At 34.6% G+C, this 24,545-nt stretch carries 26 protein-coding genes; 11 read left to right on the plus strand and 15 right to left on the minus strand.

Annotated elements, in window-relative coordinates; genetic code table 11:
• Positions 1-2: 2 nt before the first annotated feature.
• Positions 3-788 (plus strand): LytR/AlgR family response regulator transcription factor, encoded by a 786-nt coding sequence (locus tag A6I66_RS11035; protein WP_067149229.1) that lies wholly within the window; start codon positions 3-5, stop codon positions 786-788.
• 143 nt (positions 789-931) lie between these two features.
• Positions 932-1,180: a hypothetical protein gene (locus A6I66_RS11040; protein WP_067149231.1), complete on the plus strand. Its 249-nt coding sequence runs from the start codon at positions 932-934 to the stop codon at positions 1,178-1,180.
• 4 nt (positions 1,181-1,184) lie between these two features.
• On the opposite strand, the gene A6I66_RS11045 is transcribed toward A6I66_RS11040, so the two are convergent.
• Positions 1,185-1,364 (minus strand): adenylosuccinate synthetase, encoded by a 180-nt coding sequence (locus tag A6I66_RS11045; protein WP_067149233.1) that lies wholly within the window; start codon positions 1,362-1,364, stop codon positions 1,185-1,187.
• A 126-nt stretch (positions 1,365-1,490) separates the two neighbouring features.
• Positions 1,491-2,003 carry a VOC family protein gene (locus tag A6I66_RS11050; RefSeq protein ID WP_067149235.1) on the minus strand — a complete coding sequence of 171 codons (513 nt, stop codon included), beginning with the start codon at positions 2,001-2,003 and terminating at the stop codon, positions 1,491-1,493.
• A 155-nt stretch (positions 2,004-2,158) separates the two neighbouring features.
• Between A6I66_RS11050 and A6I66_RS11055 the strand changes: the two genes are divergently transcribed.
• Positions 2,159-2,434, plus strand: coding sequence for a winged helix-turn-helix transcriptional regulator (locus A6I66_RS11055; protein WP_067149238.1), 276 nt, complete (start codon positions 2,159-2,161; stop codon positions 2,432-2,434).
• A gap of 334 nt (positions 2,435-2,768) precedes the next feature.
• On the opposite strand, the gene A6I66_RS11060 is transcribed toward A6I66_RS11055, so the two are convergent.
• The 5 genes from A6I66_RS11060 to A6I66_RS11080 all read right to left on the minus strand — a co-directional run bounded on the left by A6I66_RS11060 (position 2,769) and on the right by A6I66_RS11080 (position 8,132).
• Positions 2,769-3,416 carry a DsbA family oxidoreductase gene (locus A6I66_RS11060; protein ID WP_067149240.1) on the minus strand — a complete coding sequence of 216 codons (648 nt, stop codon included), beginning with the start codon at positions 3,414-3,416 and terminating at the stop codon, positions 2,769-2,771.
• A 157-nt stretch (positions 3,417-3,573) separates the two neighbouring features.
• Positions 3,574-5,325 carry an amidohydrolase family protein gene (locus A6I66_RS11065; RefSeq protein ID WP_067149242.1) on the minus strand — a complete coding sequence of 584 codons (1,752 nt, stop codon included), beginning with the start codon at positions 5,323-5,325 and terminating at the stop codon, positions 3,574-3,576.
• A gap of 49 nt (positions 5,326-5,374) precedes the next feature.
• Entirely contained in the window at positions 5,375-7,048 is a 1,674-nt protein-coding gene (locus A6I66_RS11070; protein ID WP_067149244.1) for a patatin-like phospholipase family protein, read from the minus strand.
• Between the two features lie 114 nt (positions 7,049-7,162).
• Complete coding sequence (locus A6I66_RS11075) at positions 7,163-7,681, minus strand: hypothetical protein (RefSeq protein WP_067149246.1); 519 nt, start codon at positions 7,679-7,681, stop codon at positions 7,163-7,165.
• 79 nt (positions 7,682-7,760) lie between these two features.
• Entirely contained in the window at positions 7,761-8,132 is a 372-nt protein-coding gene (locus tag A6I66_RS11080) for a hypothetical protein (RefSeq protein ID WP_067149248.1), read from the minus strand.
• Between the two features lie 289 nt (positions 8,133-8,421).
• Between A6I66_RS11080 and A6I66_RS11085 the strand changes: the two genes are divergently transcribed.
• Positions 8,422-9,141, plus strand: a complete 720-nt coding sequence (locus A6I66_RS11085) for a 3-ketoacyl-ACP reductase (protein WP_067149250.1) — start codon at positions 8,422-8,424, stop codon at positions 9,139-9,141.
• 171 nt (positions 9,142-9,312) lie between these two features.
• On the opposite strand, the gene A6I66_RS11090 is transcribed toward A6I66_RS11085, so the two are convergent.
• Positions 9,313-10,851, minus strand: a complete 1,539-nt coding sequence (locus A6I66_RS11090; protein ID WP_067149252.1) for an SLC13 family permease — start codon at positions 10,849-10,851, stop codon at positions 9,313-9,315.
• Positions 10,852-11,008: 157 nt separating this feature from the next.
• On the opposite strand from A6I66_RS11090, the gene A6I66_RS11095 reads away from it, so the two are divergent.
• The 7 genes from A6I66_RS11095 to A6I66_RS11125 all read left to right on the plus strand — a co-directional run bounded on the left by A6I66_RS11095 (position 11,009) and on the right by A6I66_RS11125 (position 18,015).
• Positions 11,009-11,908 carry an EamA family transporter gene (locus A6I66_RS11095; protein WP_067149254.1) on the plus strand — a complete coding sequence of 300 codons (900 nt, stop codon included), beginning with the start codon at positions 11,009-11,011 and terminating at the stop codon, positions 11,906-11,908.
• Positions 11,909-12,081: 173 nt separating this feature from the next.
• A complete protein-coding gene (locus A6I66_RS11100; RefSeq protein ID WP_067149256.1) occupies positions 12,082-13,461 on the plus strand; it encodes a serine hydrolase domain-containing protein in 1,380 nt (459 codons plus the stop codon).
• A gap of 342 nt (positions 13,462-13,803) precedes the next feature.
• A complete protein-coding gene (locus A6I66_RS11105; protein WP_067149258.1) occupies positions 13,804-14,388 on the plus strand; it encodes a TetR/AcrR family transcriptional regulator in 585 nt (194 codons plus the stop codon).
• 1 nt (position 14,389) lies between these two features.
• A complete protein-coding gene (locus A6I66_RS11110) occupies positions 14,390-15,058 on the plus strand; it encodes an NAD(P)H-binding protein (protein WP_067149262.1) in 669 nt (222 codons plus the stop codon).
• A 10-nt stretch (positions 15,059-15,068) separates the two neighbouring features.
• Entirely contained in the window at positions 15,069-15,701 is a 633-nt protein-coding gene (locus A6I66_RS11115; RefSeq protein WP_067149427.1) for an NAD(P)H-dependent oxidoreductase, read from the plus strand.
• Positions 15,702-15,711: 10 nt separating this feature from the next.
• Positions 15,712-16,710 carry an NADP-dependent oxidoreductase gene (locus A6I66_RS11120; protein WP_067149429.1) on the plus strand — a complete coding sequence of 333 codons (999 nt, stop codon included), beginning with the start codon at positions 15,712-15,714 and terminating at the stop codon, positions 16,708-16,710.
• A 144-nt stretch (positions 16,711-16,854) separates the two neighbouring features.
• Positions 16,855-18,015, plus strand: coding sequence for an iron-containing alcohol dehydrogenase (locus tag A6I66_RS11125; protein ID WP_067149265.1), 1,161 nt, complete (start codon positions 16,855-16,857; stop codon positions 18,013-18,015).
• A 79-nt stretch (positions 18,016-18,094) separates the two neighbouring features.
• Here A6I66_RS11125 and A6I66_RS11130 read toward each other — a convergent pair whose 3' ends face one another.
• The 7 genes from A6I66_RS11130 to A6I66_RS11160 form a co-directional block, all read right to left on the minus strand.
• Complete coding sequence (locus A6I66_RS11130) at positions 18,095-18,883, minus strand: hypothetical protein (RefSeq protein ID WP_067149266.1); 789 nt, start codon at positions 18,881-18,883, stop codon at positions 18,095-18,097.
• 140 nt (positions 18,884-19,023) lie between these two features.
• Positions 19,024-19,761: a LytR/AlgR family response regulator transcription factor gene (locus tag A6I66_RS11135; RefSeq protein ID WP_211267547.1), complete on the minus strand. Its 738-nt coding sequence runs from the start codon at positions 19,759-19,761 to the stop codon at positions 19,024-19,026.
• 5 nt (positions 19,762-19,766) lie between these two features.
• The gene (locus A6I66_RS11140; RefSeq protein WP_067149268.1) at positions 19,767-20,798 is read right to left on the minus strand and encodes a sensor histidine kinase; all 1,032 of its coding nucleotides are present in this window, start codon (positions 20,796-20,798) and stop codon (positions 19,767-19,769) included.
• Between the two features lie 31 nt (positions 20,799-20,829).
• On the minus strand, positions 20,830-21,228 hold the full coding sequence (locus tag A6I66_RS11145) for a DoxX family protein (RefSeq protein ID WP_067149269.1): 399 nt from the start codon (positions 21,226-21,228) through the stop codon (positions 20,830-20,832).
• A 109-nt stretch (positions 21,229-21,337) separates the two neighbouring features.
• Positions 21,338-22,558 (minus strand): ABC transporter permease, encoded by a 1,221-nt coding sequence (locus tag A6I66_RS11150; RefSeq protein WP_067149271.1) that lies wholly within the window; start codon positions 22,556-22,558, stop codon positions 21,338-21,340.
• 2 nt (positions 22,559-22,560) lie between these two features.
• Positions 22,561-23,307 carry an ABC transporter ATP-binding protein gene (locus A6I66_RS11155; protein ID WP_067149273.1) on the minus strand — a complete coding sequence of 249 codons (747 nt, stop codon included), beginning with the start codon at positions 23,305-23,307 and terminating at the stop codon, positions 22,561-22,563.
• A 16-nt stretch (positions 23,308-23,323) separates the two neighbouring features.
• The gene (locus A6I66_RS11160; protein WP_067149276.1) at positions 23,324-24,544 is read right to left on the minus strand and encodes an efflux RND transporter periplasmic adaptor subunit; all 1,221 of its coding nucleotides are present in this window, start codon (positions 24,542-24,544) and stop codon (positions 23,324-23,326) included.
• Position 24,545: the final 1 nt, after the last annotated feature.

Raw genomic sequence — 24,545 nt, forward strand, 5'->3', positions numbered from 1 at the left:
TTATGAATCCGTTAAGCTCTAATATTAGGATCCTTATTGTTGAAGATGAAAAACTCTTAGCTCAGGACATTTCATGGCGACTTCTAGATATGTCTTATGAAATTGTAGGGGTTACAGATTCTGCCGAAAGTACTTTAGCCTTATTAGAGAAAACAACCGATATTCATCTTATTCTTATGGATATCATGATTAAAGGCGATAAAGATGGTATTGAATTAGCGCATTTAATTAATGAAAAATATAACATTCCTTTAATTTTTCTGAGTTCACTCACCGATGCTAAAGTGATTGATCGTGCTAAGCAGGTTGAACCGGATGCCTATTTGCTGAAACCTTTTAACGACAGACAAATAAGTATCGCCATTGAATTGGCCTTGTCTAATTTTTCTAAGCAGCAAAAAAATCAAAATAAAAAGGAAGAAAAATTAGCTGATGCCACTACCCTTCCCGAAAAGGATAACCTACCCATAAGCATTAAAAACGATCTGTTTCTTAAAAAGAACAATCACTACGAAAGGGTTGCCATGAAAGACATTCAATTTTTAGAAGCGGATAGTAATTATACCATTATCCATACAGAATCTAACCAATTTTTATACTCTACAGGCTTAAAAAATTTCGAAGAACAACTACCTGAAAACATGTTTTTTAGAGTACATAGAAGTTATTTAGTCAATATTTCGGCCGTTAGCGGTTTTGAAGGTAACATACTGTTTATTAGCGACAAAAAAATACCTGTTAGCAAAGCGCATCGTGTAGAAATTTTAAATTTATTCAACACCTTATAAACACAAGTTTACTCCTATAGTTTTACAAGTTTCTTTTCTTTACTGAAAGCATCAAACTTTATTTTAATCAAGCTAACCGTCTATTTTTATTCAAGTTATTTTTGATATAAGACGGTAATAATAACGTTTAAAATAAAAAACTCATGAAAAAGGAACAGGACAAAAAAGATAAATCCAAACAGGTAGATTTAGATGTACAAAACAATAAGATTCTTAAAAAAAGTGAAAATGAACCCGAAAGCGCCAAGGACAATTTAGATATTCCTGGCGGAAGAACGGCTAGGCCTTTAACCAATGATAGGCATCAGGATCAGAAGAAAGAAGATAAGAAACCTAAAAAAGAGCCTATAGAAAATATTGAGTTGGACACCGATCCGGGTAACGAAAAATAAACGCTTATTTTTTATCTTTCTGCTTTTGTTTTCTCCAAAGAAGATAAAGAATTGCAATAATTATAGGTAAAATGATAAATACAATGACCTCAAATGGGTCAGACAAATCCAGAGGCTGATTGTCGTCTGGATTTGGTGTTCCTATGGGTAATTGTAATGCTATAAAGTTTATGAGGGATTTCATGATTTTGAGTTTTTTGTTATTATTGATAGATGCTTCACTGCGTTCTGTACGACAACTACCTCCATTAAACGTTAACTTTCAAAAAGAAGTATATCATTCATTAGAAGGCACGAATGAAAAATCGTTTTATTTTGAATAAGCACCCGAAGAATATGTTAGTTCATAACTATGGGTGTAGATTTCAAAAACAATTCCAAATGGGTCTTCAACATAACACATTTTGAATGGCTTGTCATTTGGATAGTATGACCTAATGGGCATTCTTTGTTTTCCTCCATAAGACAAAATTTTATCAATAAGTTCTTCAATATTAGGGTCTTGAACGCAAAAATGAAATAACCCTGTATTGAAAGGATTAAATTCTGGTGCTTCTTTAATGCCATTCGGAAAAGAAAATAATTCTATTCCAATACCATCGGAAGTTGCTAAATGAGCAATTTCAAATGTTGTCCAATCGTCTCCGAAAACGTCAATGCACATTTGACCAATGGCAGTTTCTTTTTCCTTTTTTACTGTTGAAGGTTCCATAATGATGTACCAGCCCATAACTTCCGAATAGAATTTAACGGCCTCTTTTATATTTGGAACGGTTATTCCGATATGAGAAAATGATTTTGGATAATTGTTACTACTTGTCATATGTTATATTTTTAAAGCAAAATTAGTCTATATTTGTCTTATTGGCAATAACATACCAAAAAGTAATATAGTTACCAAAACGAGTAAATTAAAGAATATCAACAATATAAGTTTAAATTTTGAATAAAGAAAATAGTTGTCCGTTGAATTACACTATGAATTTAATAGGAACAAAATGGAAACCTTTAATTCTATTTCATTTATTAGAGGGCGGTTTGCGTTCAGGAGTATTACAAAAGAAAATTCCGGGGATTTCTAATAAAATGTTTACCCAAACAGTAAGAGATTTAGAAAAAGATGGCCTTATTTTTAGAAAAGTTTACCCTGTTGTTCCTCCTAAAGTGGAATACGAATTAACCATTCGAGGGAAATCTCTTGAGCATATTTTAAGAAGTTTGGATAAATGGGGATTGGAAGATAGTCAGAATTAATTAGTTGCTTCAATGCGTTCAAAATGACATCCACTTCCACTTTTCTTAAAGACCAAAAGGGTGTATTATTCAGAAGGATGTACGACTGAAGAATCTGTTTATAGAAAGTTGCAGAGTTTCATAGCTACAAAGTATCAGAGCTTTATTAGTAATTGTAATACGCTTCACTTTGTTCTGCATGACGGTTTTTACACAGAAGTTGCTCAGAGAATACACTGAGTTTCACAGAGCCTACAAATTAATTGGAGTGCTCACATAATAAGGTCTTCGAGCGAAGTCGAGAAGTTTTAATTTATTGAAGCTAAATTGTTCTCGACTTCGCTCGAACACCTTGCTATACGTTTTCAAGCATCTCGCTTAAAACCTCCTTAAACACATCAACCGGCTGAGCTCCAGTAACCGCACTTTTTCTGTTAAAAACCACCGTTGGAACCGATTGAACGCCGGCATTCTGCCAAAAAGCTTCCTGACTTTTAATATTATAACGCACTTCATCATTGTCTAATAATGCCATGCCTTCTTCAGCGTTTAAACCTACATCAATCAAAGCTTGCTTTAAAACTTCACGGTCGGAAACATCTTTTCGTTCGCTAAAAAACGCCGTAGTTAAACGCATTTTTAAATCGGTTTGCTTGTTATATTTTTTAGCATAATCCAATAATATATGCGCTTCGAACGTATTAACCATACGCATATTTTCAAAATAATCGAATTTAAAACCAAGCTCCTCACCTATTTCAGTCATTTGTTGTTGGGAGGCTTTTTGTTGTTCTAAAGTCGATCCATATTTTTCGGTAATATGTTCGGTAACATTTTGGCCTTCTTTAGGCATGTGAGGATTAAGCTCGAAAGGCTGCCACTCCACCTCTACTTGGTCTTCAATACCAAGTTCGGCAATGGCTTTTTCCAATCGTTTAAACCCAATGGTACACCATGGACAAACCACATCGGATACCATATCAATTTTTAGTTTCTTTTTCATAGCACTAATTTTATAAAGCAATTAAAGCGTTTTTATGCGTTAATATGAACAAAAATCAAAAGATTTTTAACTGTTTTAATTATCGCATCATAACCCTTAAGCTAGTCGTAGAAATGTCGTTTCATTACAAAACACGGCTTACTTTTTCAAATTACGCTTAATTTTCGGTGCCTTCTAAGTAGGATCTTATAAAATAGGTGCTTAAGAATGTTTCAACATTATCAGAGAAAATACGATCTACAATATCTTCTGATGTCAGTCCTAATTTTAACTCCGCAATTTCATTTTCATTGAAAAAACGGTAAGTTTCCTCTTCAATAGCTAAAATTTTAAAGCGCTTCCAACAGGGATCAAAATTCATATCTATGGCATTTTTTACCCGTGTTTTAAAATCTTTAAGCGTACTGGCTGTATTAAAATTATCGAAAGGATCTACGATGCCATCATTGTCTGAGCCTAAACAAATGCTTTTCCAAGCCTGAACTTCTGGAATTTTATTTTCCTCAATCGGTATCTGGGCATTTAATGTTCGAATGTGATCTAAATTAATCTTTACAATGTGAAACACATTGGTTAAAAACATCTGCGTATGCAGTTTACTTATAAACTCTTTTTGTGGCCAGCGTTTTTTATAGGATTTAAGTAGGTCTTTAAACTTTCCGCCAGGCATTCTACCATCATGCATACAAACGCCAATAATACCATTGGAATCAAACACTTCACGAATGTCTTCATCGGTAATATTAATGTCCCATCGGCTTACATAGGAGTTTTTATCTAGTTGATTGGTATCCAGACGTTCTGCTGCTTTTTCTCGTGTTGAAATGCCGTTTATTGCTGTATGACTAATAACGATGGGCACAGCATCGCCCTCATCTCTTAGGGCTTTCACAATAGCTGCATAATCATTTCGTGCTTGCAACGACATGTGCTTGGTGTCTATAAGAATACGCTGTCCGTTATGTCGGCTAAGTAAATGTGATTTGATGAGTTGCTTTCCAAATTCACTAATACCCACGTCTAAGCCATTTTTCTGATTAAAAACATTGGAAAACCCAGGCACACTCTTGTTTTTTGCTTCACCAAAACTTTTAGCATGTCCCGTAAGTAAATTATTAAAGTGATGCGCAAACGTGATGAAAAACGGTGTAAATTCGAACTTTTCTTTATCTTTTAATGCTGAAATATTCCTAATGAAACTGGCCTTAAGCTTCGCTTTATTTTCTTCTGATAAGTCATCAATCATTTTATTTCCCACCAAATCCTTAGAGTTGTATTCTCCCAAAGCATGAGCTCCTTCAACAGTAAGGATTCCTGCTATAATATTCTGATTTCGAAGTGCTACATACTCTTCATAATTAGATACTAATTGAAATGTAGCAACATTATCCTCAGCATTCGGCGAACAGCTTAAATGACTCTGATTGATATACTCATACTCTAACGAAAAATCGGTTTTGAAGTAATCGACGTACTCAGAATCATAAACACTTTTTAAATAATCGACCACTTTCGTAGAAGAAAACCCCGTTAGAATTTGAATGATTCTACTATCAATATGTCTTTTTAATTCTATACCAAATACTTGGGCCAAAATAAAACGCTGTATTAAAGTAGATGTAGCAAAAGGTCTGTCGGGTCTTAAAAACTGCCTTTCTATGGGATAAATGGAAAGAAACAGAAGTCGGTTATCGCCTTCGTAACAACTGTCTAAATTTGATTGGGTATAAGTAGCTAAATCTTTAACAAAAAGATTCACCATCCAGCGTCGCGGACTAACACCCAATACCCCCTTAAATAAATCTTTAGGATGAATGTTTTTTTTGTAGGTCCATATATCGCTTATGTCCGGATTATTGCTTGGTTTAAATGACGGGTGACAATGTAAATCGCCAATTGGTTTGTTCATCGGGTTGGGTTGGTTTTAAAGTTTAAAAATAAGATTTTCTGTGATATTCTTAAACTTTTAGGGTGTTCACTAACCACAAGGGGTCGTTGTTAAATAGGTTCCAATCGGACTCCAAAGCGTTGTAAAGTGGTTCAATTTCAGGGAAATCATTAAATAAATTTTCGTTTTTAGATTTCAGTTCCAAAATATAATCCATGAGTTCGTAACAGATGGTAAATTGTCCGCAAGCCAATAGCGTTTCCATACGGTTACTAGCAATATCTGTTTTATCCCACCATAAGGTTGTTGGTGTTTCCGAAGCCGTTAAACATACCTTTTTTAAAGCTTTACTTGGCGGTTTAATGTCTTTACTCAGACTAGTAGCTTGATTGTAAGCTGTTTTTTTACCACTTAATTTATACACCGTTGTGGTGATACGTTTATTTTTTAAAATGTCTTTTGAATAAAATAAATCGTAGTTTAAACGTCGCATTTGCTTTAAAAACACATCGTTTATCATGGTCATTGCCGAGCTAAATCGTTCTGAAAGCATTCTCTGAATTAATCCAATATCCAATTTTTGAAACGTTAAAACATCATCTAACAACGGTTCTGGAACATTTTTTTTGAAAATGGTTTTCAATTTAGACAGCACAGCCGATTTTAACACGGAAGCCAAGAGTCCTAAAACCGTTAATAAACCACCAGCCCCTAGAAAAACACCTCCTAGAATATACAGACTGGAATAAGATTGCGAACCAAAAACCTGCATATTATTCAAAGTTAAAACCAAAACGCCAATGATGAGCATAATAACATACAAAGGCTTGATGGTGAAATACTTTAAAATTTTGTTTATCGCTTGTTGGAGTGTTGATGTTTTTTCAATTTTAGACGCATCAGGTTCCCAGGGCTGCATTTTAAAGCTTCCCACATCATTAACAATAATTAAATCTAAGCCGTTTTTCATACGCTCGTTAATAAGCATCATACTGCCAATCCCCTGGTTATCGGCAATACCACCATCCATAATGCCTACACCTTTAGCAAAAGCATCTAAGGCTTTTAAATTTTTATAGTTTGTATCGTTATGATCTTTAAAGTAATCATCGGGAAAAACTAAAGGTTCAAATCCCACTGGAAAACATGATGATGACGCTATAACATCGCCTAAAGCGATTTGGTAACGCAGCGCATTTATTTCCTTTTGATTGGTTTTATACAAAGGATTGTTTCCAAAATATCCCCTGTTTTGAAAGCGATAGGTAAGTCCGAATGAAAAATCGGTAGCATTAAAACAAACCTGCTCCAGTTGTTTAATATGCTCCTTTTTAAAAAGGCTGAATTCCCCTTGAAATAAAGGCAATTCGGCGTAGGTTAAAGCAAAAGCATTAATTAAAGAACGTTTTTTAGAAGGATTGGCCTTCCAAACGGCATCATTTTCCAGTTTTGAAATGGCTTTTTCTAGTAAAGTATCATTTTCGGGAGTGAACGTCTCATAAAACCTATTAAAAAACACCTTAAAATCGAAGTCAGGATCCTGTACAGCTTTAGCATAAGCCACTCCGGTTAAAGTACCACCACTAACTGTGCTTAAGGCTTTGGTTCGTTTTAATAGCGGTAAGTTTTTATAATTCTGATGATTTAAATAAGATAAAATACCCAAGGCATAAAAAGTGGCTCGATATCCGCCTCCGCTAAAACAGAGTCCGATGTTTTCAAATGGTTTAAAATCTTCTGCCATGGTGTCTTTTAGTTTTTAAAATGTGGGAACATCTCTTTTAATAGGGTTATAAATATAAAGGTTTGTAAGTGTTTTCAGAAGAAAAATCAGTTTAAGAATTTTACTTATCCGTTTTCAATTAGCCACTAGAACACCTATAAGCACACCAATTACGGTTCCTGCTCCAACAGCGCCCATGTTTCTCCAAAATCGTTTTTTACGATAGGATTTTAATTCTGAAGATGCTGCTTCTAACGACGTGTTGGATTCCAATAAGGCTTGTTCTGTGCGATTTACCGAAGTTTCTAAATGATTTACACTTTCCTGAAACTCGCTAAGGCTTTGCTTATATAAATTTTGTTGAGTACTACAGTCTTTGGCAAGCTTATCATATAAATCCTGACTTTCTAAAATAAGTTGATGATAGCTGTTTATGACGGTATCAAGCTCCGTTTCATTTTCCATTTTTAAAAATTGACGTAATTCCTGAAAATATTTAAAACTCGGGGCATTAAACACATATAACTTACTATTGGTGTTGTTTTTTAATACCTCTTGAGGCTTTAAAATGAATGGTTTTTCAAGTTTTAAAACATAAGTGGAATCTATCGTTATGGTTTCAGAAAACTTTCGCTTTGGGCTCTGACCAAACATGTTGGTGTTTATATAAATCAAAAGGCATAAAATGAAGAAGCTGGTTTTCATTAAAGAGTATTTAATTGAATAACTGGTATTAATCGAACACGCTATCGTTGGCTATAAGCACAGACAGGCGTTCACGTTTTATTTTTAATAAAGAATCGATAGTTTGGCGTCTTTTAAAAGTTGCTACTTTGACGCGTTCTTGAAGCAAATTTGTGATGTCTATTTTATGCTGAAAGCGCTCTAATTCCGCTTGATAGTTGGTAAGCTGTAGGTTTAAATGCTCGATCTCCTTTTTAGCTTGTTTATTTGAATTTAAAGCCGCATTTAAACTTAGTTTAGTTTGCTGCAATTCAAATTCAATACGTTTTAGCGCGTCATTTTCCTCAAAAAAAGCTTTAACCAAATAGCCACCTGTAATAAGTAAAATGAATAATAAAACCCAGGTATAAGTTCTAATCATGCAGCAATGGGTTAGTTTGTTAGTTTGTAAAATTTTGGATTCAAAAGAGCGAATATATCAAAAATTAACAGGAAACTAACTACACAATTTGTCAATTCATCAATTTGGAATGTCTTATCAAATTCATAAACAGAATACTACATTAAATTTATGACGCTCTTCAGTTTTAACTTAAAAACAACATATACGCCCTCACCTCTGTACCTACAGTTTTGTAACTTACAGGTTTTGACAAATGATTTAACTTATCATTATAAACAACTCAATATCAATACATAAATATTTTAAAATGACAACTTTAAAAAATAAAAAAGCCATAATTACAGGTGGCAGCCGAGGATTAGGAAAAGCCACAGCACTTGCTTTTGCACACGAAGGCATTGATGTCGCTATTACAGGTAGAAATGAAAAACTTCTAAAAGAAACCGTTGCCGAAATTGAAGCGCTAGGCGTTAGGGCTACTTATGCCGCCTTCGACGTTGGTAATTATGAAGACGTAAAAGTAGCCATTAAAGAACTTATTGAAACATTAGGAGGCGTTGATATTTTAGTAAACAACGCAGGTATTGCAGCTTTTGGAACATTAAATGATATGCCTGTCGACCAATGGACTCAAATCATTCAAACTAATGTTATGGGTATGTATTATGTCACCAAAGAAGTTTTACCAAACTTAATCCATCAAAACGATGGTGAGATCATAAATGTGTCATCAACAGCTGGGTTAAATGGAAACGCAAGTACTTCGGCGTATTCTGCTTCGAAATTTGCAGTTATTGGTATGTCGGAATCCTTAATGAAGGAAGTCCGTAAAAACAATATTCGAGTGTGTACATTAACGCCAAGCACCATTGCATCAGACATGTCTGTCGACCTAGGTATTGCTACTAAAGACTCGGAAGATAGCGTTTTACAACCCGAAGATTTTGCTCAACTTATTGTTGCAGGTTTAAAATTACCAAAGCGTGCCATGCTTAAAAGTGCTGCTTTGTGGTCTACTAATCCGTAATAAATATTCATGGCAGCCGTACTATAAGGCTGTATAAAAAGTCTATAATTGTCATATTGAGCCTGTCGAAATATTTTAAGCTGGAACGACGGTATACATCGGTTTCGACAAGCTCATCTTGACAAATTATTATATGATCAACTCTTATAATAGACTCAATTTTTTCTCTCATTATTTTATCGCTTTCGCGGAAGAAGCCGCCCATTCCGGAAACACAGTCGGGTCTATTTCAAAAATTATAGTTCCCCAAAAAAGCGTCATGAGCACGATGATGATGGTTGCCACAATATCGATAATGAGTCCAGTTTTTATCATCTGAACCATTTTTAATTTTCCCGTACCAAAAACAATGGCATTTGGCGGTGTGGCAATGGGTAGCATAAAGGCCATAGACGCAGCTAAAGTCACCGGAATCATGATTAATAACGGGTTAACTTGAATTTCTGATGCCAATCCAGACACTATAGGAAGCATCATTTCTGTAGTTGCTGTATTAGAGGTAAACTCGGTTAACGTTGACATCATAGTTGTTAAAGTACCCACTAGCATTAGTGGCGACATATCTTTAGTACCTGCCAATAATCCTCCAACATAACTAGACAAACCTGAATCTATGAAACCTTTAGCAAGAGCAAAACCGCCACCAAATAAAAACACAATGTGCCAAGGGAGTTTCCCCATGATTTTCCAATCGACTAAGGCTTTGTTTTTTTTAGACGCTGGTACAATAAACAAAAGCATGGCCACAAAAATAGCTACCGTACCATCATTTAAATATTTAGGATTTTTGAAAAAACCACTCCACCCAGGAATACTTACAATTCCAAAATTTAAATCCGATCGAAACACCCATAATAATGCTAAAATTATAAAAAGTATAAAAACACGCTTTTCTTCCAGACTTACAGCGCCTAATTCACGGTATTTATCTCTAAAAAATGATTTATCAAGTTTTTCAATATGTCCTTTCGGACGGTATGTTAAATAAATTAAACCTAAGGATACAGCAAAAATCATGACGCTTATCGGAAAGGCAAAAACAACCCATTGACCAAAGGATATTTCGGGTGAATTCGGATAAATAATTTCAAAAATTCGTAGAAATGATAAATTTGGAGGTGTTCCTACCAAAGTTGCAATACCCCCTATAGAACAAGCATGAGCAATGGCTAATAATAAACCAGCGGCGAAAGAACTTATTTTTCCTTCGCCGTAAACTTCTTCCAAAGCAGCAGTCACCGAAAACGCAATAGGAAGCATCATCATAGCCGTTGCTGTATTGGACATCCACATCGATAAAAATGATGAAGCTAACATAAACCCTAACAGAATTCTAAACGGGCTCCCGCCTACTAGCGCTAATATTTTTAAGGCGATGCGTTTGTGTAAATTCCACTTTTCCATAGCCAAAGCCATAACAAAACCACCTATAAAAAGAAAAATAACATAATTGATATACGCTCCAGAAATAGATTTACCGTCCAGAACACCTAAAACGGGAAATAAAATTATAGGCAACAACGAGGTTACGCCTATAGGTAAAGCTTCGGTAACCCACCAAAAAGCCATTAAAAAGGCAATAGCCGCTGTATAAGTGACTTCAGGCATACCAGGTTGCAGATCTACAAAGAAAATGATGCTAAAAAATATTAATAACCCGGCGATTATTAATTTCATATTAATCGTGGTGTTTGCCTCAATAGTCGACATAATTAGGTGGTGGTTTAGTTGGTTTATGCGAGATTCAACTTAAAAACAGACTTTATCGCGCATTTAAAAATACATTAAAAACCTTTTACAGTCACATCATTTAAATTTAGTTGAAAAAATATTTTCTAAAAATGAGCTTTAATATATCTTCGCGGCCATGTGGATGTATTTAGGGCTTTTGGCCGCATTATTTTTAGGATTACATAATTTATGTAAAAAGCATGCTGTACGCGGAAACGAAGTGTTTCCGGTGCTTTTAGGTACCGTAGGCTCTGGTTTCACCTTTCTACTACCCTTTTATATTGCTTCGGTTTATTTTCCAGAATATGCTAAATCCAACGCCATTTATATTCATTCGATGGCCTGGGATTTACACGGATTTATTTTTATTAAATCAGCCATAATGGCAACGTCTTGGATTTTAGCTTATCAGGCTTTAAAGCACTTGCCCATCACCATTGTGACGCCTATTCGATCGGCAGGTCCATTTTTCACTTTTATAGGCGCAATACTAATTTATCAAGAACGCCCTAACACTTTACAATGGGTAGGTTTTTTTCTAATCATTTTTTCAGTGATGTTATATTCTAAAATAGGAAAAAAAGAAGGCATCAACTTTAAAAAAGACAAATGGATTCTAGCCATCATAGCTGCCACGTTTTTAGGAGCTTCTAGTGGTTTATACGACAAGTTTTTAATTCAATATTTAAACATTGCACCACTAACCCTAATTTTTTGGTTTTGTTTTTATGTGATATTGATTCTGCTTGTCATTTTAAGCATCACTTGGTTCCCTTATGCCGAAAAACGTAAAGCCTTTAAGTTTAGATGGTCTATTCCAGCAGTAGGTATTTTATTGCAAGCCGCAGATTACTTTTATTTTAAAGCACTGCAAGATCCAGAAGCGTTAATTATGCTGCTTTCTGCCATTAAAAGGAGCCAGATTTTAATCGCTGTATTAGTTGGCGGCGTTATCTTCAAAGAGCAAAATAAACGTAAAAAATTGCTGCCTCTTGCTGGAATTATGCTTGGAGTATTTTTTATACTGTACTCCTAGTTAATAATTGATTATTTATTATTGGCAAATAAATTGACTAATTCCAATGTTATAGCACATTCTCACACAATAAAAACCTATTAATTTCTAGAGTTAAGGACTAAAATTTTTGTATTTAAAATTATTGTAAATTTGATGTTAATCAGATATTTAGCATTAAATAACAACAAAAAATGAAAACGATTTTTACCCTCCTCGCCATTTTATTAAGTTTTTATGGTTATTCACAAACTTTTCCTAATAAAGAATGGACAGTAAATCCAAACACATCGGATATAGGTTGGGATCCAATTAAAATGAAACATTTTAATGATTTTATTGTAGACAGTACCAAAGTTACAGGCTTAATGATAATCCAAAAAGGAGAGATCGTATATCAATACGGCAACCTTGAACAGTTAAGTCGGGTGGCTTCCTGTAGGAAAAGTATTCTTTCAATGCTTTTTGGTAAATATGTCGAAGATGGTACCATTAAATTAAATGAAACTATTGGAGACCTAAAAATTGATGATATAGGAGGAATTCTACCTATTGAAAAAAAAGCCACGGTTCAAGATTTACTTTCAGCAAGATCAGCAGTTTTCAAGAACACAAATATAACCGTACCAAATGCTAATTTACCTCAAAGAGGAAGTCACGAACCTGGGTCGTATTGGTTATACAACAATTGGGATTTTGACACCTACGGGACTATTTTTGAACTAAAAACAAAAAAAAATATTTATGATGAAGTTGAATCTCAATTAGCAATCCCTATAAATTTTCAAGACTGGAATCGAGGTGCTCAACACAAGGTAGCAAACCCATCATCTAATTCCCCCATGTATCATATGTGGCTATCTACTAGAGATTTTGCCCGAATTGGTTACCTTATGTTAAACCGAGGGAACTGGAATGGTAAACAATTAATCTCAAAATATTGGGTTGATGAAATGTTAAAAGAAAGAACCAACTATAAGGAAGTAAATGATCATGTTGACTATTTCAAGGGATCCCAATTAGATATAGGTTATGGATATTCTTGGTGGTTGGTACAAAATACAGAAGATTATCGATTCAAAAATGCTTTTTTTGCTGCTGGATCTTGGGGAAATGGCATTGTTGTGTACCCAAATATCGATACTGTTTTAGCGTTTGTTACCTGTGAATTATACGAAAGAATTAATAGTTCAGATATACGCCAGAAAATAAGATATAAAGCAGCTGATATATTTAATCCTGAATGGGACAAACAATACGTTACTACAAACAATAATGCTGCTATTACATTAACCGAAATTCAAAAGAAGGAATATTTAGGTCGATATCAATTAGCAAAGAGGCCACCAGTAACCATCAAAAATACAGTCCAAGGCATTTTTGTTGAATTACCTAATGGCAGAAACCAAGAACTTATTCCGATAAAAGGAGATAAATTTATACTAAAAGATCAATATATAGCAGGAAATATTCCAAAAACCATACAATTTGTTAGGGATGAAAAAGGAAATGTTAATGAGTTAGTTTTACTTGTAGATGCTAACAAAGAATTAAAATTTAAAAAAATATTATAGTTCTTAAAACCTAATTAAGAATTCAGTAGATTAATAACTCCGAGCAAGGTTTGTCAGAAAAATATACGCTATAAAATGGCCATTATTCATTCCACTTTCTCGCTTCCATCTGAAAATCCTAATAGATTTTAAGTTTAGTGTGTACTTGTAAAGTTAAGTTCTAAATCACATAATTACTCCTATATAATAATTGATTATTGCTTATTTATTATTTCCTAATATATTGCACTTAAGCAATTGCATATAGCATAAAGCTTATAGCTTCTTGCTTATAACCCAAACTTTTGTTAAAAAAAGAATGAACATTCATTTTTTATTATCTTTGTATTCAAATTTAGTAAGATGGCGAAACTTCAAAAAAGTATAGACAAGCGTAATGCCTTAATTAAAGCAACCATAGACTTGGTTAATAATGATGGATTTCACGCAGCTCCAATGAGTAAGATAGCCAAAATGGCTAATGTGTCCCCTGCTACCATTTATTTGTATTTTGAAAATAAACAGGATTTGGTTAACAAAACCTATATCGAAGTAAAAGCAGAATACACCAAATATGCCTTTGCTAATTATAATGAAGACGTTTGTGTCCAAAAAAGTTTTGAAATCATTTGGAAACGCATTGCTGACTTCAAACTTAAAGAGTGTGAAAATGCCATGTTTTTAGCACAATGTGATAATACCCCGATTATTGATGAATCCTGCCGACAAGAAGGTATAAAACATTTACAACCGCTTTTAGATTTATGGGCACGTGGTAAAAAAGAAGGGGTTATAAAACCTATTTCCGACTATCTGTTATACGCATATACTATAAATCCACTATCCTTTTTAATGATTAACCAAAAACGAGGTTCGTTTATCTTAGATGAAACCCTACTAGAAGAAGCGTATCAAGCGGCTTGGAGCAGTATAAAAGTTTGTAAGTAATATGAAAAAAACAGCCATAATTTTAGGAGCAACAGGTTTAACAGGTTCTATTTTACTTGAGAAATTGATTGCAGATTCTAGATATGAACATATCAAATTATTTTCGCGATCAAAAATCGAAAATCTACCAAACAAGGTCTCTCAGTTTATAGGTGATCTTTTAGAGTTCGAACAGTTTAAAAGTGATTTTAGGGCTAACGAAGTATATTGCTGTATTGGAACAACCTCTAAAAAAACGCCAGATAAAACGCTATACAAGAAAATAGATTATGGTATTCCGGTGGCTGCTGCAAAGTTAGCTCAGGATAATAATATCGAAACGTTTTCCGTGGTTTCTGCATTAGGCGCTAACCCAAACAGTAAAGTGTTTTACAATAAAACCAAAGGTGAGATGGAGCGTGATGTTCAGAAACAAAACATTAAGAACACCTTTATTTTTAGACCTTCATTAATTGGTGGTGATCGTGATGAGCAACGCACACTTGAAAATATAGGCTTGGCCATCTTTAAAGTGATTCAGCCTTTATTTATTGGTAAACTGAAACAATATAAAATTACCGAACCCGAAGATATCGCTCAAGCTATGATAGACCTATCGAATACTACAAATTATAACGAAGTGATTGTTACTTCAAACGACATAAAAAGCATTGCAAAAAATCATAAATAAAAAATTGAATATGGAATTATTAGATAAATTAAATTGGAGATATGCTGCTAAAGCCATGAACGGTGAAACGGTTGCAGAAGAAAAAATAGAACGTATTTTAGAAGCTGCACGCCTTGCTCCTACCTCAAGCGGTTTGCAACCTTTTGAAATTATAGTCATAAAAAATCAAGATATCAAAGAACAGATTAAACCTGTAGCTTGGAATCAATCGGTGATTACCGACTGCTCTCACCTACTCGTTTTTGCTGCTTGGGATACCTATACTGCCGATCGCATTAACCACATGTTTGATTTAACAAACGATATTCGCGGATTTAAAAATGAAGGTTGGGAAAACTACCGTCAGATGTTATTAAATTCTTATCCGCAAAAAGAGGCCGAAGAAAATTTTAATCACGCTGCAAAACAAGCATACATCGCTTTTTCTCAAGCCGTAATTGCTGCTGCTTTTGAAGGCGTAGATGCCACACCTCTAGAAGGTTTTGATCCTACTGCCGTTGATGAGATTTTAGGTTTAAAAGAAAAAGGTTTACGCAGTGCAGTCATGCTTCCTTTAGGCTACAGACAAGAAGATAAAGACTGGTTAGTAAACCTTGTAAAGGTGAGAAAACCTATGAAAGAATTAGTAACTGTAATTGAATAAAAAAATAGCTATGAAAAAGACCATTTTATTAAATAACAGACCCGAAGGGGAACCTACGGTTTCAAATTTTGAATTTGTTACTGAAGACAACACACTTCAAATTTCTGAAGGTGAAATGCTTTTAGAAACGACTTACGTTTCAGTAGACCCTTATTTAAGAGGACGTATGAGTGATGCCAAATCCTATGTGCCACCATTCCAATTAAATAAACCCATACAATCTGGTGTCATTGCCAAAGTGGTAGCTTCTAAAAACAAGAAATTCTTTGAAGGCGATTATGTTTCTGGCATGTTAGACTGGTCGACACAACAAATATCAAAAGGTGTAGACTTAAATAAGGTAGATCCCTCTAAAGCGCCCTTAAGCGCTTACTTAGGTGTTTTAGGAATGACCGGACTCACCGCTTTTTTAGGTTTACAAGAGATAGGAAAACCTAAAGCCGGAGAAACTATTGTCATTTCTGGTGCTGCAGGCGCTGTTGGAAGTGTGGTTGGACAAATTGCTAAAATTCTAGGCCTCCATGTTATAGGAATTGCTGGTACCGATGAAAAAATTGACATGTTAAAAAATGAATTTGGCTTTGATGCTGGTATCAATTATAACACCAGTGAAGATATAAATGCTGAGCTCAAAGAACTAGCTCCAAATGGTGTTGATATTTATTTTGACAATGTTGGTGGGCCAATATCGGATGCGGTACTTTTTAACATCAACCGTTTTGCTAGAATTATTATCTGTGGAGCTATTTCGGTTTACAATAAAACGGAATTACCAACAGGTTTAAGCGTACAGCCATTTTTGGTTAAAAACAGTGCTTTAATGCAAGGATTTATTGTATCTAATTATGCTGAAAAGTTTCCAGAAGCGATACAACAGTTAGCCACTTGGTTGAAAGAAGGTAAATTAACATATACCGAAACGATTGTTGAAGGTTTTGATAATATTCCAAAGGCTTTCATCGATTTATTTGAAGGAAAAAATAAAGGAAAAATGATTGTTAAAATCTAAAAATATAATGTAAAAAAGTTGTCATATTGAGCCTGTTGAAATATTTTAACTATGTGATAATCAATGAAGGTTTCGACAAGCTCAACCTGACAAGCTCATTTTTAAAACTTATTTACAACACACATAACCATAAAAATTAAGCAAATGAACACTTTTGAATTTAAAAACCCGACCAAAATTATTTTTGGAAAAGACACTATAAAAAATATAGAAAATGAAATTCCTAATGACGCCAAAGTTTTAATGCTTTATGGTGGTGGAAGTATTAAAAAGAACGGTATATACGATCAAGTAAAAGCGGCCTTATCATCATTTGATGTGGTTGAATTTGGTGGAATTCCTGCCAATCCGGAATATGCTGTTTTAATGCAAGCTTTAAAAGTGATTAAAGATGAAAACATCACTTATTTATTAGCTGTTGGTGGTGGTTCTGTGATTGATGGCACCAAATTTTTATCGTCTGCAGCATTATTTGATGGCGATACCCCTTGGGATATTCTAACTGATAAAATAAGAACAGAAAAAGGCATGCCTTTCGGAACAGTTTTAACCCTACCTGCAACAGGTTCCGAGATGAATTCTGGTGCTGTGGTTACCAGAGAGGAAACTAAAGAAAAACTTGCTATGGGTGGTCCTGGTTTATTTCCTGAGTTCTCAGTTTTAGACCCTCAAGTGATTGCTTCTATTCCAAAACGTCAGTTAGCTAACGGAATTACCGATGCATTTTCTCATGTTTTAGAACAATATATGACCTACCCTATTGGCGCCTTATTACAAGACAGATTTGCGGAAAGCATTTTACAAACTTTAATTGAAGTCGCTCCTAAAGTAATTAAAGATCCTACAGAATATACATCGGCAGCAAACTTTATGTGGAGTTGTACGATGGCCTTAAACGGTTTAATTCAAAAAGGTGTGCCTACCGATTGGGCTGTTCACGCTATGGGGCACGAACTTACCGCTTTATATGGAATTGATCACGCAAGAACATTAGCGATCATTTTCCCTAGTCATTATAAATTCAATTTTGAAGCGAAAAAAGAAAAGTTAGCGCAATACGCAGAGCGTGTATGGAATGTGACAGAAGGAAATACCGATGATAAAGCTTATGCTGCTATTGAAAAAACAGAAGCTTTTTTCCAAAGTTTAGAGATTGACACCAAATTATCTGATTATACTAAAGGTTATGAAGGTACTGCCGAAGAAATTTCAAAACGTTTTACCGACCGTGGTTGGTTAGGATTGGGTGAGCATCAAGATTTATCTCCAGAGAAGGTTGAAAAAATTGTAAAAATGGCTTATTAATATGCCTAATAGGCTTAAAAAGGTTTAGATACTCAAATTTCAAAAGTAAGGTTGCCCAATTTCGGGCAACCTTTTGTATTTACATGTGAGCTTCAAACCAAAAGTCAATACCAGCGGGTGCTTTCGATCGGTTTTCTCCACGATCTTGCTGATCGCCTTGAGGACGGCCACCACCGCCACGTCTACCTCCAGAACCACCTTCTGGACGATTACCTCTTCCGCCACCACGAGGCCCCATAGAACCATCTATATTGGTGCTCCCTTCAGCTTTTTTAGATCGATCTGGTTTCACTGTTTGTACGCCAATTAGTAATTTAGAAAGATCGTTTTTAGCCTTTTCTTTAATCTTATCCTTAGGAATTGTAAGGTTGTAGATTAGTAGATTTTCTTTTTCATTATAAGTATATGTAGCAGAAATACCCATGCTGTTTATAAGCACATTAAACGGCTGTTTGGAATCGTAAAATTGGAATTCAGCTTCTTCAGGAAAATCTTCTGTCACAATACTATGTAACTCAGCCTTAACCTTGCTGATTTCCGCTTCCGATTGTGGTTCATCCTGTCGATCGCCTTCAGGTTTCATCGGCATCCTAACCGGAGCTACAGGGTATGTTACCGCAACATTTTCTTTTTCTTTGCCTTTTAAATCAAAAAATACGGTAACACCATGCCTAAGCATAGTCATCATGGTTTTATTATCTTGAGTACTAATTTGCACCATGATATTTCCTTGATTTTGTGAAACTTTATATCGCACTGCTTCATGAGAACCAACTATAGAATCGGAAGTTATCCCAATATCTTTTGAATAGGCTGTAACAGTAAACGAGTATAAACTTAGAAGCAACAAAATGCCAACTTTTCTCATAATTATGTTTTTTTAGAATTTGAGAAGATAAAAGTATAGTGATTCTTTTAACTTAAGAAAAAGAATAGATCAACCCTTCAAATCTATCTATGAATTCGGGTATTCTAAAGACGTAAAATATTGAAAAAAATAAAGTCGTACTACAGTGAATTCTGATTAATGAATTCTAGGAATTTAGATTTATATTGTTCGGAAACAGTGATACGCTGGTTATTTATTAAAATCTGACTACGTTCTACAACTTCAATGTTTTTTAAAGACACTATAAAAGAGCGATGCACCCGCATAAAATCTGACTTTGGCAGTTCTTCTTCTAGAGATTTCAAACTCATTAAAGATAAAATAGCTTTGGGATTGCCTCTTAGCCAAATTTTGATGTAATCTTTTAACCCTTCAAAATACAAGACATCGGATAATTTTATACGTAATTGTTTGTATTCCGATTTAACAAATAGAAATTCCTTTTCTTCAGGTAATACAGTTGAAGTCTTACTTGTATGGCCTTTTAATAACTCATACCATCTTCTGGCTTTGTTCGCTGCAATTAGAAATTCGGCATAATCAAAAGGCTTTAATAGGTAATCTAAAGCATCTACTTTAAAACCTTCTATAGCATATTGGTCAAAAGCCGTTGTAAAGATAACACGTGTGTTTTTTGGTAACATTTTAGAAAATTCTAAACCTGTTAAATCAGGCATTTGAATATCTAAAAACAACAAATCTACAGTTTCGGTATTTAAGAAATCTAAAGCTTCAATCGCGCTACTACACTTTTTTTTAAGTTCTAGAAAAGGTGTTTTTTCAACATAACTTTCTACCAAATTTAAAGCCATTGGTTCGTCATCAACAATAACACAACTCAGTTTTATAGACGTCATAAGATTTAAGTTTCTATTTGTAAATCTACTAAAAATCGGCCATCAACGATATTTGTTTTAAAAACATGCTTGTTAGGGTATAGTAAATCTAGCCTCTTTTTTAAGTTTTGCAAGCCTATACCAGAACCACTTTTATCGTCGGATTGTTTTGGGAAATTGGCATTACCAATATGAAAGAACACTTTTTTTCCTTCCGTAGTCATTACAATGTCAATGTCACTTTTTTTATGGGCTGACACTCCATGTTTAAAGGCATTTTCTATTAAAGAAATAAATAATAAAGGCGCAACTTTTAATGTTGAAATTTCTGAAGGAAACTTGGAAACTACCTGAGTTTTATCGGAAATACGTAGCTTCATAAGCTCTAAATACTTTTTCATAAAATCGATTTCTTTAGATAAAGGCACCTCTTCAATATTTGTTTCGTACAATAAATACCGCATCAATTTACTTAAACTATGGATGGTAGATTTTGCTTCTTCTGGAGAAATATCGACCAAAGAATAAATGTTGTTTAACGAATTAAAAAAGAAATGCGGTTGTAACTGATAGCGTAAATGTTGCAATTCGGAATGTAATTTTACATTAGCAGCTTCTCTACGCTCGGCTTCGGTAGTTTGCCATCTTTTTGTTGTTTTTAAAGCAATAGAAAATAACAAAGGTGCCACATACGACAGCATTTGCATATAAATAAACATTTCGAAAGGGGGTTTATTATCAGCCTTTCGAAGATCTCTTTTAATTAGACCTTCAAAAAAGTGGGCTTCAATTTGTTCCTTCAGCACTAAAAACAAAGCAATAAGGACCATGTTTATAATTATAAATTGAACCGTTTTTTTATGGAATAAAAATGTATCAATGAGTACCACATAATTCAAATAAAATAAAATGGCATAAAACACTAATGGAACCCAAAAGTGAGCGATTATGCGGTTTAAATCCTGTTCCTGTCCGTACGATAAAAAGTAAGGCATGCTAAACAAGGCTAGCCAAACTAGTACGTGAGAAAAGATAATAATGTATTTATTCTTATGCATTGGATTTTGTTTTAATTCACTAAAGCACGCGCTAATCCCAGATATTCGTCTTTGAAACAGCATAACTTCCTGCGCCTGTAAAATACAAAACTAAAGCACCAAAAGCATACAATAAAATCATTTCAATAGCTAAACCTCCTGTTTTTGATAAGGCCAGTAAATGTTCTGAATGCGCCAAAAATAAGGCAAATAGCATCCCGAAAGCAAATACTAAAGCCGCTAAACGTGTTCTAAACCCCATAATTATTAGTAATGGCGCGATCAATTCTGTGATATACACGCCATAGGCCATAAATTCAGGTAAACCAAAACCAGTGAGCATTTGTTTTATACCATCTAGATGACTTAGCTTGGCTAAACCGTGAAATAGCATTAAGCCACCAATGGTAATTCTTAAAATTAATAGGCCGACGTTGATATTTTTTTTCATTGTTATAAGATTTAGTTATAAATTTTGAATCATACTTTTTCCTAACTGTTTTTGACTTTTTATATAATGCTGAACAACCTGGTTTTATGAATTTACCATGTCATGAATGTTATTCGTAACGTAAAGCAGTTATTGGATCTAAGGCTGAGGCTTTTCTTGCTGGATACCAGCCAAAGAAAATCCCTGTAATCGCACAAACAGCAAAGGATATTACTATAGAATATAAAGCCACACTGGTAGGCCAATGCAAAAAGCTTTCAATAAAAACCGTAGCACCTAAGCCCAGGGCAACACCTAAAACCCCTCCTGTTACACTTATTAAAATAGCTTCAATAAGAAATTGCATCAATATATCCGACCCTTTACCCCCAACAGCCATTCGTAGGCCAATTTCCTTTGTTCTCTCTTTTACAGACACGTACATGATGTTCATAATACCAATACCTCCAATCAATAATGAAATACCTGCAACAGCCACTAACAGAACCGTTAACATATCACTGGTTGAACTAAAAGTAGAAATTAATTCTTCCATAGAACGTACAGTAAAATCATCATCTTCGTTGTCTAATAATTTATGCTGTGTTCTTAATATTTCGGTTAATTGCGTTACAGCTTCGGGAGCATCATCTTCACTTATTGCTGAAGCCATAATTTGATTTAAGTAATCGATAGCCAGAATACGTTTTTGTACGGTAGTAAATGGAGCAACAACGATGTCATCTTGATCTTGACCAAAGGTATTTTCGCCTTTTTCCTCTAAAACACCAATAACTTTAAAGGGAATATTATTAAAACGAATCATTTGACCCACTGGATTATCACCGTTAAGAAATATATTATCAACAACGGTTTGACCAATTAAAGCCACTTTTGCAGCCGATTTTACTTCGGCATCGGTAAACATACTTCCGCTTTGTAAACCAACCACTTTAATGTTTATAAAATCTGGATACACACCATAGATCGTACTTGGCCAGTTATTAGAACCATTAATAGCCTGCCCACCACTATTTACTACAGGTGTGATATAGCTTAACAATTCACTACTTTCTTTTATAACCTCATAATCTTCTAGAGTTAAAGTTTGAACATTTCCTCCGCTTCCTCTAGCAGGACCTCTATCATCGGCGCCAGGGCGAATGGTAACCATATTAGACCCCATGCTGGAAATAGTGGCTCTAATACTTTCTTTAGAACCTTCACCAATGGCAAGCATGGCAATTACCGAAGCTACGCCAATAATAATACCCAACATAGTTAATAGAGTTCTTACTTTATTAAGAATAATGGCTTTATAAGCAATTTTAAATAGATTTAATAGTCTCATAATTAATGGTCTTCTTTAGGTAATTTGGCTAATTCTGCTGCCGCCGATAAAATGGTATCATTATTTTCATCTTTAATAATATGACCATCTTTTAAAACAATAGTTCTACTGCTAAACATGGCGATATCAGGTTCGTGGGTTACAAAAGTTATGGTTATACCTTGCGTTTTATTTAACTCTTGAAATAGGGACATAATTTCGTAAGAAGTTCTTGTATCCAAATTTCCAGTAGCTTCATCGGCCAAAATCATAACTGGATTATTTACTAACGCTCTTGCAATAGCCACACGTTGTTGTTGCCCTCCTGAAAGTTGAGATGGCGTATGATGTAACCTTTCTCCTAATCCAACCATTTCTAGAGCTTTTACGGCGCGTTCACGACGTTCGGTATTAGAAACCTTGCTATTGTATAATAAGGGTAATTCTACGTTTTCTATTGCCGATGTTCGAGCCAATAAATTATAGGATTGAAAAATAAATCCGATTTTTTCGTTTCGAATTGTGGCCAATTCATTTTTAGAAAGTGCTTTTACTTTAACACGGTCTATTTCATAATCGCCAGATGTGGGTTGATCTAAGCATCCTAAAATATTAAGCATAGTGCTTTTTCCCGATCCACTGGAACCCATTATAGTCACAAACTCCCCCTCTTTTATAGCAAACGAAATACCTTTTAACGCATGAACCGTTTCTGTTCCCATTGTAAACTCACGCTTTAAATCCTCAATTTTTATGATGTCTTTTTTCATGATCGTTTACTTTATGTTATTTTTTTCCTGGTGGTTTAGGCATAAATGGGCTATCTCCAGAGCCTTGTCGTTCAGGCATTTTAGACCCAGAATCCGATTTTAAACTGTACACAAGCTTTTCACCAGCTTGAATGCCACTTAATATCTGAACATTCACGCCATCACTAGCGCCTATTTTTATTGCTTTTGGTTTTAACAAGCCATTTTGACCTTCAACCCAAACAATCGTGCTTTCATCCGTTGTAGACCGAGGGCCATCAACATCCTTTGGAGAAGGGACATCTAATCCCAGTTGTTTATTAAACGCTTCTAATACAGGTGGTTCTGGATGAAAATTAACGGCTTTCGCTTCCGTTGTTAACACATCATTCAACTCTAATGTATAGATTGAAATAGTTGCCGTTAATCCTGGTTTAAGTTTTAAATCTGGGTTATCAGCTTTAATAACCACGGTATAAGTCACCACATTTGAGGTTATGGTTGGATCTAAACGAACTTGAGTTACAACCCCTTCAAAAATTTCACCTATATAAGCATCAACCGTAAAGGTGACACGCTGACCTTCTTTCACTTCACCAATATCAGCTTCATCAACATCGGCTTCCACTTGCATTTCTTTTAAATCTTTAGCAATGGTAAATAAAGTAGGTGTACTTAAACTCGCAGCTACGGTCTGCCCCTCATCTATATCACGTGATAATACCACACCATCAATTGGCGAATAAATATTCGCGTACTCTAAGTTTGTTTTAGATTTTTGAAGATCGGATAAACGTTGAATAGCGGTACTTTTAGCAGTTTCATAGTTATAAACTGCATCATCATAATCCGATTTACTAATGACTTGTTTTGAATACAAGGTATTTTGTCTTTCAAAAATCGTTTTCATATAATTGCGTTGCGTGACAGCATTATCATATGCTGCTTGGGCTTGAGTGGTTTCAGCTTTTAAATTTGTTTTATCCAACTCGGCTATAAGTTGCCCCTCTTTAACTACACTGTTATAATCCACGTATATTTTTTCCACCACACCAGAAACTTGGGTACCTACTTCTACTTGCGTAATAGGCTCTATAGTTCCTGTTGCGGTAACCATAGTTGTAACATCCCCTTTTTTAACCACTATAGTGTTTGCGGTTATTAAATTAGTAGTCTCCTTACCTATAAAGCTATAGGCGCCCCCTGTAATTACTAGTATCGCAATACTGAATAGAATAATATTTTTTTTCGTTTTCATG

Source organism: Pseudotamlana agarivorans, assembly GCF_001642835.1.
GTDB classification, from domain to species: Bacteria; Bacteroidota; Bacteroidia; order Flavobacteriales; family Flavobacteriaceae; genus Pseudotamlana; species Pseudotamlana agarivorans.

Bases quoted from the DNA above. Each gene is read 5' to 3' on its own strand.
- A6I66_RS11060 (WP_067149240.1), bottom strand. From the start codon at position 3,416: ATGAAAAAGAAACTAAAAATTGATATGGTATCCGATGTGGTTTGTCCA.
- A6I66_RS11075 (WP_067149246.1), bottom strand. From the start codon at position 7,681: ATGTTTGGTCAGAGCCCAAAGCGAAAGTTTTCTGAAACCATAACGATA.
- A6I66_RS11080 (WP_067149248.1), bottom strand. From the start codon at position 8,132: ATGATTAGAACTTATACCTGGGTTTTATTATTCATTTTACTTATTACA.
- A6I66_RS11115 (WP_067149427.1), top strand. From the start codon at position 15,069: ATGGAATTATTAGATAAATTAAATTGGAGATATGCTGCTAAAGCCATG.
- A6I66_RS11050 (WP_067149235.1), bottom strand. From the start codon at position 2,003: ATGACAAGTAGTAACAATTATCCAAAATCATTTTCTCATATCGGAATA.
- A6I66_RS11085 (WP_067149250.1), top strand. From the start codon at position 8,422: ATGACAACTTTAAAAAATAAAAAAGCCATAATTACAGGTGGCAGCCGA.
- A6I66_RS11065 (WP_067149242.1), bottom strand. From the start codon at position 5,325: ATGAACAAACCAATTGGCGATTTACATTGTCACCCGTCATTTAAACCA.
- A6I66_RS11090 (WP_067149252.1), bottom strand. From the start codon at position 10,851: ATGTCGACTATTGAGGCAAACACCACGATTAATATGAAATTAATAATC.
- A6I66_RS11150 (WP_067149271.1), bottom strand. From the start codon at position 22,558: ATGAGACTATTAAATCTATTTAAAATTGCTTATAAAGCCATTATTCTT.
- A6I66_RS11040 (WP_067149231.1), top strand. From the start codon at position 932: ATGAAAAAGGAACAGGACAAAAAAGATAAATCCAAACAGGTAGATTTA.
- A6I66_RS11110 (WP_067149262.1), top strand. From the start codon at position 14,390: ATGAAAAAAACAGCCATAATTTTAGGAGCAACAGGTTTAACAGGTTCT.
- A6I66_RS11145 (WP_067149269.1), bottom strand. From the start codon at position 21,228: ATGAAAAAAAATATCAACGTCGGCCTATTAATTTTAAGAATTACCATT.
- A6I66_RS11140 (WP_067149268.1), bottom strand. From the start codon at position 20,798: ATGCATAAGAATAAATACATTATTATCTTTTCTCACGTACTAGTTTGG.
- A6I66_RS11120 (WP_067149429.1), top strand. From the start codon at position 15,712: ATGAAAAAGACCATTTTATTAAATAACAGACCCGAAGGGGAACCTACG.
- A6I66_RS11160 (WP_067149276.1), bottom strand. From the start codon at position 24,544: ATGAAAACGAAAAAAAATATTATTCTATTCAGTATTGCGATACTAGTA.
- A6I66_RS11125 (WP_067149265.1), top strand. From the start codon at position 16,855: ATGAACACTTTTGAATTTAAAAACCCGACCAAAATTATTTTTGGAAAA.
- A6I66_RS11070 (WP_067149244.1), bottom strand. From the start codon at position 7,048: ATGGCAGAAGATTTTAAACCATTTGAAAACATCGGACTCTGTTTTAGC.
- A6I66_RS11095 (WP_067149254.1), top strand. From the start codon at position 11,009: ATGTGGATGTATTTAGGGCTTTTGGCCGCATTATTTTTAGGATTACAT.
- A6I66_RS11035 (WP_067149229.1), top strand. From the start codon at position 3: ATGAATCCGTTAAGCTCTAATATTAGGATCCTTATTGTTGAAGATGAA.
- A6I66_RS11135 (WP_211267547.1), bottom strand. From the start codon at position 19,761: ATGACGTCTATAAAACTGAGTTGTGTTATTGTTGATGACGAACCAATG.
- A6I66_RS11055 (WP_067149238.1), top strand. From the start codon at position 2,159: ATGAATTTAATAGGAACAAAATGGAAACCTTTAATTCTATTTCATTTA.
- A6I66_RS11155 (WP_067149273.1), bottom strand. From the start codon at position 23,307: ATGAAAAAAGACATCATAAAAATTGAGGATTTAAAGCGTGAGTTTACA.
- A6I66_RS11130 (WP_067149266.1), bottom strand. From the start codon at position 18,883: ATGAGAAAAGTTGGCATTTTGTTGCTTCTAAGTTTATACTCGTTTACT.
- A6I66_RS11100 (WP_067149256.1), top strand. From the start codon at position 12,082: ATGAAAACGATTTTTACCCTCCTCGCCATTTTATTAAGTTTTTATGGT.
- A6I66_RS11045 (WP_067149233.1), bottom strand. From the start codon at position 1,364: ATGAAATCCCTCATAAACTTTATAGCATTACAATTACCCATAGGAACA.
- A6I66_RS11105 (WP_067149258.1), top strand. From the start codon at position 13,804: ATGGCGAAACTTCAAAAAAGTATAGACAAGCGTAATGCCTTAATTAAA.